Source organism: Thermostilla marina (assembly GCF_054657455.1).
On sequence record NZ_BAAHYR010000001.1, the window covers coordinates 1701810 to 1715253 of the forward strand.

13 protein-coding genes are annotated in these 13444 nt (G+C 61.0%); 12 read left to right on the forward strand and 1 reads right to left on the reverse strand.

Annotation, left to right across the window (positions count from 1 at the left end; translation table 11 throughout):
• Window positions 1-12 precede the first annotated feature (12 nt).
• The 7 genes from ACYQ2I_RS06120 to ACYQ2I_RS06150 all read left to right on the forward strand — a co-directional run bounded on the left by ACYQ2I_RS06120 (window position 13) and on the right by ACYQ2I_RS06150 (window position 6986).
• Window positions 13-1092, forward strand: coding sequence for a lipid II:glycine glycyltransferase FemX (locus ACYQ2I_RS06120; RefSeq protein ID WP_460166119.1), 1080 nt, complete (start codon window positions 13-15; stop codon window positions 1090-1092).
• A 104-nt stretch (window positions 1093-1196) separates the two neighbouring features.
• Window positions 1197-2525 (forward strand): DegT/DnrJ/EryC1/StrS family aminotransferase, encoded by a 1329-nt coding sequence (locus tag ACYQ2I_RS06125; protein WP_460166120.1) that lies wholly within the window; start codon window positions 1197-1199, stop codon window positions 2523-2525.
• 133 nt (window positions 2526-2658) lie between these two features.
• Complete coding sequence (locus ACYQ2I_RS06130) at window positions 2659-3366, forward strand: acyltransferase (RefSeq protein ID WP_460166121.1); 708 nt, start codon at window positions 2659-2661, stop codon at window positions 3364-3366.
• An 88-nt stretch (window positions 3367-3454) separates the two neighbouring features.
• Window positions 3455-4246 (forward strand): sugar transferase, encoded by a 792-nt coding sequence (locus ACYQ2I_RS06135; protein WP_460166122.1) that lies wholly within the window; start codon window positions 3455-3457, stop codon window positions 4244-4246.
• Window positions 4243-5310, forward strand: coding sequence for an ATP-grasp domain-containing protein (locus tag ACYQ2I_RS06140; protein ID WP_460166123.1), 1068 nt, complete (start codon window positions 4243-4245; stop codon window positions 5308-5310). Before ACYQ2I_RS06135 ends, ACYQ2I_RS06140 begins: the two co-directional genes overlap by 4 nt.
• Before the next feature lie 235 nt (window positions 5311-5545).
• Window positions 5546-6283, forward strand: coding sequence for an HAD family hydrolase (locus ACYQ2I_RS06145; protein WP_460166124.1), 738 nt, complete (start codon window positions 5546-5548; stop codon window positions 6281-6283).
• Entirely contained in the window at window positions 6249-6986 is a 738-nt protein-coding gene (locus ACYQ2I_RS06150) for a class I SAM-dependent methyltransferase (RefSeq protein WP_460166125.1), read from the forward strand. Before ACYQ2I_RS06145 ends, ACYQ2I_RS06150 begins: the two co-directional genes overlap by 35 nt.
• Before the next feature lie 55 nt (window positions 6987-7041).
• Here the strand turns inward: ACYQ2I_RS06150 and ACYQ2I_RS06155 are convergent, their stop codons facing one another.
• The gene (locus ACYQ2I_RS06155) at window positions 7042-7581 is read right to left on the reverse strand and encodes a hypothetical protein (protein WP_460166126.1); all 540 of its coding nucleotides are present in this window, start codon (window positions 7579-7581) and stop codon (window positions 7042-7044) included.
• A gap of 445 nt (window positions 7582-8026) precedes the next feature.
• Here ACYQ2I_RS06155 and ACYQ2I_RS06160 point away from each other — a divergent pair, with 445 nt between their 5' ends.
• The 5 genes from ACYQ2I_RS06160 to ACYQ2I_RS06180 all read left to right on the forward strand — a co-directional run bounded on the left by ACYQ2I_RS06160 (window position 8027) and on the right by ACYQ2I_RS06180 (window position 13395).
• Complete coding sequence (locus tag ACYQ2I_RS06160; RefSeq protein ID WP_460166127.1) at window positions 8027-9745, forward strand: serine/threonine protein kinase; 1719 nt, start codon at window positions 8027-8029, stop codon at window positions 9743-9745.
• A gap of 234 nt (window positions 9746-9979) precedes the next feature.
• A complete protein-coding gene (gene leuC / locus ACYQ2I_RS06165) occupies window positions 9980-11401 on the forward strand; it encodes a 3-isopropylmalate dehydratase large subunit (protein ID WP_460166128.1) in 1422 nt (473 codons plus the stop codon).
• A 35-nt stretch (window positions 11402-11436) separates the two neighbouring features.
• The gene (leuD, locus tag ACYQ2I_RS06170) at window positions 11437-12030 is read left to right on the forward strand and encodes a 3-isopropylmalate dehydratase small subunit (RefSeq protein WP_460166129.1); all 594 of its coding nucleotides are present in this window, start codon (window positions 11437-11439) and stop codon (window positions 12028-12030) included.
• A gap of 236 nt (window positions 12031-12266) precedes the next feature.
• On the forward strand, window positions 12267-13007 hold the full coding sequence (locus ACYQ2I_RS06175; protein ID WP_460166130.1) for a 3-keto-disaccharide hydrolase: 741 nt from the start codon (window positions 12267-12269) through the stop codon (window positions 13005-13007).
• A 58-nt stretch (window positions 13008-13065) separates the two neighbouring features.
• A complete protein-coding gene (locus ACYQ2I_RS06180; protein ID WP_460166131.1) occupies window positions 13066-13395 on the forward strand; it encodes a hypothetical protein in 330 nt (109 codons plus the stop codon).
• Window positions 13396-13444: the final 49 nt, after the last annotated feature.

A 13444-nucleotide genomic window follows, 5' to 3' on the forward strand; every position in this document is an offset into this window, starting at 1 on the left:
CGGAGCATCCAAATGCGTGTAGTGGTTTCGGCCGACATCGGTGAATGGAATCGACAGCTTGCCCGCTGCGGGCGGTTCGATGTGTACCACCTTGCCGAATATCATCGCGCGGCCGAGAAACTCGGTGAAGGCGAGGCTCTGTTGTTGGTTTTTGAAGCCGAAGGCGAAGTGGCGGCGTTGCCGCTTCTGCGCCGCCCCCTGTGGACCGTGCAGGGGCTGGAGGACGTGCGCCTGTACGATGCCGCTAGCGCGTACGGATACCCGGGCGTGTTGTGTTCCTGCTCTAAAGACTCGCCGCGAGCCGAACGCTTCTGCGAGGCATTTCACGAGGCGCTCGACGATACGTTGCGATCGCTCGAGATCGTATCGTTTTTCGGGAGGCAACATCCGCTGATCGATACCGCGTGGCTGTGGCAAGACGCATACGCGCCGTTGGGACCGACTGTAGCGATCGACCTGACACGTTCCGAACAAGCCCAATGGAGCGACATGCGGTCGAACCACCGTCGCGACATTCGGCGGGCGGAACGTGAAGGTGTCGTCGTCGTCGAGGATCGAACATTGCGGCGGCTCGACGAATTCCGCCGAATCTACGAGGAAACGATGCGGACCGTCGGCGCGGCATCGCACTATTTCTTTTCGGAAGAGTACTACCGGTTGCTCCGTGAGAACTTGGGCCGGCGAATCAAGCTGCTTTTCGCCGAGTACGAAGGCAAGCCGGTCGCCGCGGCCATGTTCTTCCTGTGCGGACGGATCATTCAATATCATCTCGGCGGGACGGCCGGTCTCGGGCGCGACCGCCTTCCCAGCCCGATCAAGGCGATTTTCGATCATGTCCGACGGTGGGGGAAAGCCGGCGACTACCACTGGTTGCATCTCGGCGGCGGACTCGGCGCTCGACGCGATTCGCTTTACCGGTTCAAGGCCGGATTTGCCAAACAAGAGTTCACATTTGGAATCGTTCGCAAAGTCGTCGATTCCGACACGTATCGCGAGCTTGTTCGCAAGCGATCGGGAACAGCCGCCGATGAGGACGAGGGAGGATTCTTCCCGGCGTACCGACGGCCGATCACCGAATCGCGGGCTGCGTAACGGCGCCGCACCGACGACCACGGTGTATCGCCCAAGTTCGAACGAATAGTCAGCGACAAGGGGCGACGACACGTTCCGCCTCGGCGGAGACGAGGAGACGGATCATGGATGGCACTCACGAAAACGGCGAACGACGATTGGCGATCGAGGGCGGTTCGCCCGTCCGTCAGGAACCCTTCCCCCCTTGGCCGAGTTTTGCCGAGGACGAAATCGCTGCGGTCGTCGACGTGCTGCGTTCGGGCCGCGTGAACCAATGGACGGGGCACCACGTGGCAGCCTTCGAACGTGAATTTGCCGAATTTTGCGGGACACAATACGCCGTCGCGGTCGCAAACGGAACGGTGGCCTTGGAGGCGGTGTTTGCGGCCTTGGGAATCGGACCGGGAGACGACGTGGTCGTGACCGCCCGCAGCTTCGTGGCCTCGGCCTCCAGCGCGGCGATTCGGGGCGCGAACGTCGTCTTCGCCGATGTGGATCGCGACAGCCAGAATGTGACCGCCGAGACGATCGCCGCGGTTCTCACGCCGCGGACGAAGGCGGTTGTCGCCGTTCATTTGGCAGGCTGGCCGTGCGACATGGAACCGATCCTCGAGTTGGCGCGCCGTCGCCGTTTGTGGGTCGTCGAAGACTGTGCGCAGGCGCACGGTGCGAGGTACCGCGGACGATCGGTCGGTGCCTGGGGACATGCTGCCGCGTTTTCCTTCTGTCAAGACAAGATCATGACCACCGGCGGCGAAGGGGGAATGGTCGTCACCAACGATCCGGACATCTATCGGCGGGTTTGGGAGTACAAGGACCACGGTAAGAGCTTCGACGCCTTGCAGCAGGATGCCGCGTCCGGCCAATTTCGATGGTTGCACGATTCGATCGGCACGAACTGGCGGATGACCGAAATGCAAGCGGCGATCGGCCGTGTCGTCCTGCGCAAACTGCCCGATTGGGTTACGCGGCGTCGTCGACTGGCCGACCGATTGACCGCGGCCCTGAAAGGCCATCCTGCCGTTCGCGTGCCCGTTCCCACCGACATGTTCGAGCACGCGTATTACAAGTTCTATTTCTTTGTTCAGCCCGGGCGTCTTTTGCCCGGATGGAATCGCGATCGGGTCATCCAAGCCCTTTTGGCTGAAGGCATCCCGTGCGGAACGGGTATCTGCCCCGAGATCTATCTGGAAGGGGCGTTTCGAAGACGCGGTTCGCGGCCCGTGTGGCGGCTGCCCGTCGCGAAAGAACTGGGCGAAACGGCCGTCATGCTCCAGGTTCATCCGACGTTGGGCGAAGGCGACATCACCGACATGCTGCGTGCGTTGGACAAGGTCTTGTACCACGCGTCGGGCATCCCGCTCGATCTGTCGGCGTCTTCTTTCGACAACCGGCCGGTCGTTTTCGACTTGCCGGAAATGACATGCGAGGAGGATGCTTCCCCTCTGTCGTGACGGTGAATTGCCGTTGTCGGAGGTGCGGCCTATTTGATACCTTCTCGGGCCGTGTCGAGGAGCCGGATCGGTACGGGGCAGCGATCGGTGGTCTCGATGGAACATCGAAGCCCAACGCGATGGGGAACCTGCCGTGCCGAGCCGTTTCGAGGAAGAAAATCGGCGAGACGATCGCCACGCGCGAGCATGCGAAGAGAAGGCTTGTGCGAAGGTTCCGGAGCGGCCGCACGACGTGCCCCGAGGTTCCCGGTGGAGGCGTTGGCATCCCCTCTTCACGGCGTTGTACAACGATGTGATTTCGCATTTGCCGTCGGGGGCGATTCGACGGCTTTTCCTGCGGCGTATGCTGGGGAAACTCGGGACCGGGTGTATCGTGCGCCGCGGTGTCCGGTTTTCTTCTCCGGCGAATATCTTCCTCGGTGAGCGTGTGATTTTGGGGTGGCGATGTTACTTGGACGGACGCGCCTATTCGATTCGCATCGATGACGATGCCTGTTTCGGGCCCGAAGTCGGCGTCCTCACCTTGGGGCACGATCCGCGGTCTCCGCATTTCGAATACCAGGGAGGCCCGGTGGCGATCGGACGTCGCGCGTGGATCGGGTTTCGGGCGGTCATTTTGCCGGGGATCGTCGTCGGAGAGGGGGCCGTTGTTGCCGCCGGGGCCGTCGTCTCGCGAGATGTCGAGGCGTTTTCGATCGCCGGCGGTGTGCCGGCACGCCGAGTGGGAAACCGTTGCCGCGACCTCCGATATACTCTCGGCCCTCAATGGGCGCATTTGAACGGGGCGGCAAAGGATTCCGATACCCGCAAAGTCGACGATCCCGATCGCAAGGCGGCTTAGGGCGCAGGACGGCAAGCTTCGACTCGGCGGAGGCCTCGATTTGGGTAATTCCCTACAAGACGACCCACGTAACGAACTTTCGAACACGATGCGACGCGTACACCTGGCAATCAAACGGACCATCGACATCGTGGGGGCTGCAACGGGCTTGGTCCTGTTCGCACCGGTGATCGTCGGTGTCGCCTTGCTTATTCGGTGGCGATTGGGAAGTCCTGTTTTCTTCATGCAGGTTCGTCCTGGCTACAAGGGCCGGCTGTTCAAACTGGTCAAGTTCCGGACCATGCGCGACGTGAGGGATGCCGAAGGCAACCTGCTTCCCGACGACCAGCGACTGACTCCTTTGGGACGCTTCCTGCGACATTGGAGTTTGGACGAGCTGCCCGAGCTGTGGAACGTCCTGCGGGGTGATATGAGCCTGGTCGGACCGCGTCCCTTGCTGGTCGAGTATCTTCCCCGTTACACATCCCGACAGGCCAAGCGACACGATATGCGGCCGGGGATCACCGGCCTGGCGCAGATCATGGGCCGCAACGCGATCCCCTTCAGTCGCCGAATCGCGTGGGATTTGTACTACGTCGAACACTTTTCGATTTGGTTGGATCTCAAAATCCTCTGGATGACGGTGTTTCGCGTTTCATCGGGCAAGTTGTACGACGGGGCGGGGCAGGATGTGCGCGTCGTCGACGACTTGGGGCTGCATCCGGGGCACGAGAACTGGACCCGCATTCTGTCGGAACGGGCGACGCGAGGAGAACCGATCGCGCCCGACGAATGGCGACGTCTCGCCGAGCCGAACAATACCGGGACCGAAATTGCCGAGCAAACGAGCGTCGATTCGGCCCCGGCCTTGGAGAGCCGCCGCTGGAGGAAGTCGGCATGAGCAAACCGGGCAATATCCTGATCACTTGCGGGGGCAAATGGGTCGGCCACGTTTTGCAATTGCGACGGGCGATGACCGAGGTGCCGGAACTCGCAGGCGGTAAGATTTACATCGCCGATCGTGCGGCCGTCACCCCGGCGGCCCAATTCGCCGACGGCAGTTTCGTCGTTCCTCCCATCGGCTCGGACGATTACGTGAACGCGCTGTTCGAGCTGTGTCGAAAACACCGAATTCGCGTGCTCGTGCCCCTGATCGATATCGATGTCGTTAGGTTGGCTCCCTACAAAGAGGGGTTTGGGCGGCACGGAACGACGGCGATTCTGCCGCCGGGGCCGATTGCCGAGCTATGTTTCGATAAGGCCGCATTCCATCGGGAAGCGGTTGCGGCCGGTGTGCCGACGGCCCCGATGTGGACCGAGGCGACGCTCGATCAAGCCACGTTTCCCGTATTTGCCAAGCCGCAGCGCGGCTTTGGATCGATCGGGGCGAGGCCGTGCTGCGATTTGCACGAAGCCCGGCGAGCGGTTGCCGATGCGGGAGAGCGCGGCCCGCTGGTATTCGAGCGATTGCTCAAAGGCGACGAATTGAGCGTCGATGCCTATATCGGTCGTGAGGGGCGCCCCTTGGTTGCTGTGCAACGCGTGCGGGAACAGGTCGTCGGCGGCGAGGCCTACCGCAGCCGAACCGTGTTCCGACCCGAGGCCTGGGAAATGGCACGCAAGGCGATTCGGTTTTTGGCCGATCGCGGCCATCGTGGGCCGGTCAACATCCAGATGATCCTGGGTGAGGAAAGCGGAATCATCGACGTCAACCCGCGGTTGGGGTCGGCCGTCGTGCTGTCGAACATGGCTGCCGGTGGACGGTTGTTCCGCAGCCTGTTGGCCGAAGCATGCGGGCACGAGGTGGACGGCGATCCGACCGATTACGTGCGAGAGATGCGGCTGTACCGGTTTTTGGGAGACGTGTTTTATCGCGACGACGTCCCCTTGGCCGTGTTTCCGTCACCTGCCGTCGAGCGTGCGTCCGATTCTGCGGGCGGGGTGGGCGATCGACGGGTTGCGTGACGGAGAACGACCACGTGGGCGTCCCCCGAGCGTTCGGAAACGGTTAGAAAGCGACAAGCGAACGAAATCGGCGGTTACAAAGAACGTGATTCGCCGTAAGAAAAAAGAGTGACCGCGCAAACGGCGGTCGGCCCGGAACGTCGCCTGCGGCGTCGAGCGAAGACGTGAAGAATCGCGTACAACCGTACAATCGGCCGGGCTCGCAGGACAATACAACCGACGGAGGCGAGGAGTCATGATCCAAGCCGTCTTGTTCGACCTGGACGATACGCTGTATCCCGAGGCGTCGTTTTACCGCAGTGGCTTTTCCGTGGTGGCCGATCTGCTTGCCGAACGTGACGTCGGCGACCGCGATGCGATTCTCGATGTCTTGGAGACGATCCACTTTCGCGAGAGCCGCGAGGGAGTCTTCAACAAGGCGGCACACCGACTCGGCTTTCCCGAGGAATGGGTTTCGGAGTTGGTGTGGTTGTTCCACAGCCATACGCCGCAAATCGAGCTGCCGCCGGTTACGATGCATGTATTGGGAGAACTGTGCCGGCATTATCGGTTGGGAATCGTAACCGACGGGCACGCAGCCGTCCAACGCCGAAAGATCGAGGCGTTGGGCTTGTGGGGACGCGTCGATTGCATCGTGATCACCGACGACTTGGGACGCAAGTACTGGAAACCCGACCCGACGCCGTTTATCAGTTGCTGCCGCTCGCTGCGGGTGAAACCTCACGAGGCGGTTTTCGTGGGCGACCATCCCGAGCGGGATATCTTCGGCGCGTCACGCGCCGGGCTTACGGCGATCCGAATTCGTCGTCCCGACGGCTTCTTCCGCGAATGTGAAGACCTGCCGCAGGCGACACCTTGGCGGACCATCACGGATTTGATGGAGCTGATCCGACTGTTGGAAGAGGAGACGCCGATTTCCATGGAGGTTGAAAACGGCCGTGAAACTGCTGCGCGCGATATATCGTTGGTTTGAACGTCCGCCGCGATTCATCTATACGGCGGATTTGCTCGGCAAACCGGGGGCCGAGGTTCTCGACATCGGGTGCGGAAACCACAGCCCGACGCTTACGAAGCGCCACTTTCCCGCGTGTCGTTACAGCGGGGCCGACTGCCTTCGTTGGAATCTCGACGAAGAAGACGATCGGGCGACCGACGCCTTTTATCGCATCGATCTCGACGAACCGGAGCAGATGGAGCATCTTCCGGCGGAGGCCTTCGACGTCGTCTTCTGTTCGCACGTGCTCGAGCACACGGAACAACCGTACGAGATCATCGCCCGGTTACCGCGTCTGTTGAAGCCGGGAGGAAAACTGTTCATCGAGGTGCCGTCGCGACGAAGCTTGCATCTTCCACGAGCCCGCAACGGATGGTGCGGGATTCGGGGATGCCTCAATTTCTTCGACGATCCCACGCACAAGACGATGATCGATTTGCGATTGGCGGCGGCATCGCTTTCGGCAGCCGGCTTGCAGATCGAGCGTCGCGGACGGCGGTTTTTGTGGCGCCGTGTGTTGCTGTTACCGGCTTACGTGCTTGCGGGCATCGTCCTGCGAGGCTATGTGCCCGCCAGCGTCGTGTGGGATATCACCGGTTTCGCCGAGATCCTTGTCGCGCGGCGTCCGGCGGAAGAAGCACCCGCTTCCGAGGAAAGCGCCTCCACGGCGCGCGCGGCGTGAACCGCGGCGGCGAGTTGTCGCGTCCTTGCTGGGTGCATCCACGAAGGCACCGACGTCACGCGGCACGAGGGGCCAGCGAGGCGTACCCGATCGCCTCGGCCTGCGACCGGTCGACGGCGCGGTACGCACCGTCTTCATCGCTCGGCGCGAGGAGAACTTTGCCTTCCGGGGCCATCATGCGAGGCAGGTAAAACCATGTTCGGTCGTGTACGTCGGGGACCCAACCCGGGGAAAAGACGACGGCTTGGACGTCGGTGATCTCGTTGGCGAACCGCATGAGCACGGGCAGGGCATCGCCGGGAAGCAAACGGTACGAAATGCCGAACCGATGCAAAAGGCGATGGGCCGATTTCAATCCGATGGAGGCGCCTGCCGTTCCCTCGAAACGATCGATTCCGATGAATCGAATCGGTTTGTCTTCGGCGGCTTGCCTGGCCAGTTGGATCAAGTTGGCAAGATGTTCTTCACTCTCCAAACCGAACCGCACGAAGTTCGTGATCTTGTTTTCGACGACAAAACGAAACAGCGAACGATCGCGTAGTGGTTTGGCAAAATGCAGGAGTTTCCACTGGCGGAATCGGTTGAGGCTCGACAAGACTATCCTCCCTGAAAGTCGGCATGGCACCGCACGGCTTTCCCGACGGGGGAGCCCGACGGCGATTTCGCAGACGCGTAGTTCCTCCATCCCTCTATTTCGGAACCGGCGGGAAGCCCAGTCGAGAAGTTTTCCGTGTAAGTGACGCGGCCTCTCGTCGACCTACCGGAAAAACACCTCGTCGATGTCGTGTGAAAATACAGAAACTGGCGTGGTTTGGGTAGAATAGGTTTCGGTCGTCGTTTTCTGTCGGTGTGCTGGCCTCCTTCTGTGGAAGGGTAACATTCCCGTCCGGGCAGGCTATGATGACCTTGGCGATCGCCTTGAAGAAGCTCGGCGATCCTTCCCACATTCCTGTACGTAGTAGGAACCGCGCCGGCGATTTGCTGCCGAAGGGCGAGGAGTCGGTCGCGCCTGCGGACCAAGTTTGAAGAATTTAGAAACGATGGCTCGGTTACATCCCGGGAGCGATCCCTTGTCGGTCGACGCTCCCACGGTCGATTTTTCGCAAGACGCGCAGGAGACGCTTCGCCGCGCAACAGGCGACGGAGCATTGGATGATGCGTCAGCGGCATCCTCGGAATCTGCTCATCCGGTGGGGGCGACGTGCCCCATCGCCCTGATCGAAGGTCCGACCCCGCAGTTGCACGGCGAACTCGAGTGCGTACTGCGCAAGCGGCTGCGATTGGCAACCTTGCTGTTGACATTGGGCTTCGCCGTGTTTCTGCCGTGGCGTTTTACCTCGGTCGATTGGTCCTTGCCGGTCGAGATCGTCTTCCTCGGCGCGCATGCGGCGTTGATTCCGCTGTTCTTGTTCATTGCCGCGTGTCTCGTCCGCAAGTGTCATATTCCCATGGCGAAGTTGCGGGCGATGGAGTTGTTCATTTTTTTCGCGCCCAGCACGTTGTTCCTGGCCATGCAATGGTACGGCATGGTCAATTCGTGCAGTGAGGCCGAGCCGCTCGAGTTTCGTGTCGGGTATTGGTTGGTATTGATGTACACCTATGCTCTGTTCGTGCCCAACAATATGAAGCGGGCGGCGCTGGTGATCGGGGCGCTTGCGGCAGCGCCGATTTTGACTCTTTACGGTAGTTGGCTGTTCGATCCGTTAATCTGCCGGGCGATGGAGGCTCAGCACTTGGTCAATACGCCGTTGATCCTGGCTGTTTCGGCGGTGACGGCGGTCATGGGGGTCGATTCCTTGGACTCGTTGCGACGCGAGGCCTTCCGTGCGAAACAACTCGGCCAGTACCGCTTGAAGCGGCAGATCGGTTCCGGCGGTATGGGGGAAGTGTATCTTGCCGAGCACGTGCTGATGAAACGGCCGTGCGTGGTCAAGGTCATTCGGCCCGATCGCGCCGGAGATCGCCGAACGATCGCCCGCTTCGAGCGCGAGGTCAAGGCCACCGCCCGTCTGACGCACTGGAACACCGTCGAGGTCTTCGATTACGGGGTTTCCGAGAACGGCACGTTCTACTACGTGATGGAGTACCTGCCGGGCTTGGATTTGGCCGAGTGGTTGAAGCGGTTCGGGCCGCTCCCGCCGGGGCGTGCGATCTACCTGTTGCGACAAGCGTGTGATGCGCTTCGCGAGGCGCATTGCCGCGGTTTGATTCACCGCGACATCAAGCCGGGGAACATCTACGTTACCGAACGCGGAGGGGTGTACGACGTCGTGAAGCTGTTGGACTTCGGCCTGGTCAAGCCGCTTGAAGAATCGCACGACGATTCACCCGAGTTGACCCAAGACGGCGGAATCACCGGTTCGCCGTTGTTCATCTCACCCGAGCAAGTGACCGGCAGCAGCGAACCCGACGCAAGAAGCGACATCTATTCTCTAGGTGCGGTTGCCTATTGCATGTTGACCGGTCGGCCGCCCTTCGTGGCCGACAAGCCGATGCAAGTGCTCATTTCACACGCAAAGGATTCGCCGCCGCCGCTCCGAGAGTGGGCGCCCCACGTGCCGGAGGACTTGGAACGCATCGTTTTGCGATGTCTGGAAAAGGATCCCGCCGACCGGTTCCAGTCCGCCGGAGAATTGGAGCAGGCCTTGGCCGCGTGTGAGGCGGCCGGGGAATGGAACCGAGAACGCGCCAAAGCGTGGTGGCGGGAACACCTTGCCGACGATGCCCGTTGTCGTCCGGTGGAGGCGCACGAAGTCTGATTTCGGCCGTGCCATTATGCGCCCTCCTGTAATGGGGGTATGCTCCGCTCTGGGGAATGGTTCCCTCCCTGCGAAATGGGGCGAGGGGTAGAATAAACGGCTTCCGGTAGCCGCCTCGGATCCTTACCGGGACCGGGCGCTTGTGCCGGAGATTGCTCGGCAACCGATACCGTCCGCGTCCATTCGGGCGGTCGAACCGCATTGAAGTCCATCGATCGAGAGGAAAAAGAGAGCATGGGTACGTCGAGTGCGCCTCGTACGATGTTCCAGAAGATCTGGGACGACCATGTCGTTTACGAGGAAGAAGGCAAGCAGACGATTCTGTACATCGATCTCCAGCTCGTGCACGAGGTGACGAGTCCGCAGGCGTTCGAAGGGCTGCGATTGGCGGGACGCAAGGTTCGGCGGCCTGAGCGAACCGTGGCCACCGTCGACCACAACGTGCCGACGACCGATCGCTCGTTGCCGATCGTCGACGAAATCTCGAAGCGTCAGATCGACACATTGCGGGAGAATTGCCGTCAATTCGGCATTCGGTTGTACGACCTGACCGATCCGGGGCAGGGGATCGTCCACGTGATCGGTCCCGAGCAGGGATTCACGCAACCGGGCATGACGATTGTCTGCGGCGACAGTCACACAGCGACGCACGGTGCATTCGGCGCGCTCGCGTTCGGGATTGGAACGAGCGAGGTCGAGCACGTCTTGGCGACGCAAACGCTCCTGCAATACAAGCCGAAGACGATGGAGGTCCGCGTAAACGGGCGGTTGCCGAAAGGCTCGACGGCCAAGGATCTGATCCTGTACATCATCGGGAAATTGACGACTCAAGGCGGTGTCGGATACTGCATCGAATACACCGGCGAGGCCATCCGCAGCCTCTCGATGGAGGAACGGATGACGGTGTGCAACATGACGATCGAGGCGGGGGCCCGGGCAGGGCTGATCGCGCCCGACCAAACGACCTTCGAGTATCTTCGCGGACGTCCCTTTGCGCCGCAGGGAAACGATTTCGACGCGGCTGTCGAGCGATGGAAGACGCTTCCTACCGATCCGGGAGCGACGTACGATCGGGTCGAAGTTTTCGATGCGACCGACGTGGCCCCGCAGGTTACGTGGGGAACGAATCCCGCCCAGGTGACGGCGGTCGACGGCGTCGTTCCCGATCCGGCGGCCTTCGACGACGAAACGGCTTCCAAGGCCGCCGCGGCGGCGCTGCGTTACATGGGCTTGGAGCCGGGCACACCGATTCGCGAGATCGCCGTCGATCGGGTGTTCATCGGTTCCTGTACAAACGGTCGAATCGAGGACTTGCGGGCGGCGGCCGCGGTGGCCAAAGGCTATCGTGTCGCCGAAGGCGTCCAAGCGATGGTCGTCCCCGGAAGCGGCCTGGTCAAGCGACAAGCCGAAGAAGAAGGACTCGACAAGATCTTCCTGGAAGCGGGGTTCGAGTGGCGCGAACCGGGGTGCAGCATGTGCCTGGCGATGAATCCCGACAAGCTCGAACCGGGCGAGCGCTGTGCAGCCACCTCGAACCGGAACTTCGAAGGCCGTCAGGGACGCGGCGGACGGACGCATCTGGTGTCGCCCGAAATGGCGGCCGCCGCAGCGATCGCCGGCAAGTTTGTCGACGTTCGCGAGTGGGAGTACAAGTGAGCCCGAAGCCGACACCAAAGCGGAGAAGATAGATCATGCAGCCTTTCACGAAACACACGGGATTGGTTTTGCCGATGGACCGGTCCGACGTCGATACGGACCAGATCATTCCGAAGCAGTTCCTCAAGCGCATCGAACGTACCGGGTTCGGCGAATTCCTGTTCTACGATTGGCGATATCTCGACGACGGTTCTCCCAATCCCGAATTCGAACTGAACAAACCGGAATACAAGGGGGCGTCCATCTTGCTGGCTCGCCGGAATTTCGGTTGCGGGTCGAGCCGGGAACATGCTCCGTGGGCTTTGGCCGACTACGGTTTTCGCGTGCTGATCGCCCCCAGCTTTGCCGACATCTTCTTCAACAACAGCTTCAAGAACGGCTTGTTGCCGATCAAGTTGGACGAGGCGATCGTCGATGACTTGTTCCGGCGTGCCGCGGAACACAGCGGTTACAAGCTGACGGTGGACCTCGAGAATTGCACGATCAGCGATGCGTTCGAACTTTCTCTCTCGTTCGAGGTCGACGAATTTCGTCGTCATTGCCTGCTCAACGGCTTGGACGACATCGCACTGACGTTGCAGCACGAAGACAAGATTACCGCCTACGAAAAGGCACACGGAATCGCTTGATTTGCTGCGGTTTGAAATCGACTCGCCGAGAAAGGCCTTCGTTCGCCTTGATATGGACGAAGGCCTGTTTTTTTAGATCGAGCGGCGTCGCTGCCCGCTTGAGCGGCCGATTTTTTGGGGGGGCGCGTTTCTGGTTACAATAGCCGTGATGTTTCCTACCGACGGAGGCAATCGGCACGCGCGTGGCGAGCCGTTGTGTCGGCGGGGAGTTTGGGCTGCTTCACGAGGACTAAACCATGGTGTTCAGAATCGGCATGGCGTGTGCGATGGTTGTTTGCGGTTTGTGGGCGAATCCCTCGGCGATCGGTAAGGAACCGGCGCCGTCGAAGGCGGCGGCGGTAAAACCGATCGGAGACGATCTTTCGGCATGGCGGACGCCCACCGGCGCGTGGGCCGTGGTCGGCAAGGCGATCATGCCCCCCACAGATCCGTCGAAAATCGCCGTCGAGCCGGGGACGGGCGTTTTGTACAACGGTCCGCAGGGACGCACGAACAATCTTTTTACTAAGGCCGAATTCGGTGACGTGAAGGCTCACATCGAGTTCATGGTGCCCAAAGGTTCAAACTCGGGGGTCTACTTTCAAGGCCGATACGAAGTGCAGATTCTCGATAGTTGGGGTGTCGAAAACCCGAAGTTCGGCGATTGCGGCGGCATTTACCAACGTTGGATCGACGGCAAAGGGTTTGAAGGCCGTCCCCCGCGAGTGAACGCCTCGAAAGCGCCCGGCCAGTGGCAGTCGTTCGACGTCGTTTTTCGCGCGCCGCGCTTCGATCAAAGCGGAAAGAAAATCGAAAACGCCCGCTTTGTGAAGGTGATTCACAACGGCGTCGTGGTTCATGAGAACGTCGAGGTGACCGGCCCCACGCGGGCGGCAGCCTTTTCCGATGAGAAGCCGACCGGCCCGCTGATGCTGCAAGGCGATCACGGGCCCGTGGCGTACCGCAACATTCGCATCGTTCCGATCGAATTGCCTTGAGCACTCGACTTCCGAAATTCGGGAGACGCTCGTCTTTGCAGGGTGAGGAGATCCGATTATGACCGACGCATCGAATCGGGCGGCAGACACCAAGAACGTCGAGGCGGCTTGTTGCTGCGGACCGCAAGAGAGCGAGAAGACGTCGGCCGGCGCCGACGGTTGTTCGTGCGACCGCTTGGCCGAGGAGTTTTCGCGGCTGCGGCGACTGTTCGGTCGGATGTTGATAGCCGTCGTTTTTATGGCGCTGGCTGTGTTTGTATTGGCCGCCGTCGTCTTCGGCGACTTGGTGAATTACATGGCCGGTGATGCGCTGCTGATGGGCGGCGGAATCGTCGGCGGTGCCGTGGTCGGTTTCTTCTTTGGCCTGTTTGCAGGGCGCCGCATGTAAAGCGCACTACCCGGTAGACCGAGTACAAAACACGACGGCCGAGCCTTCC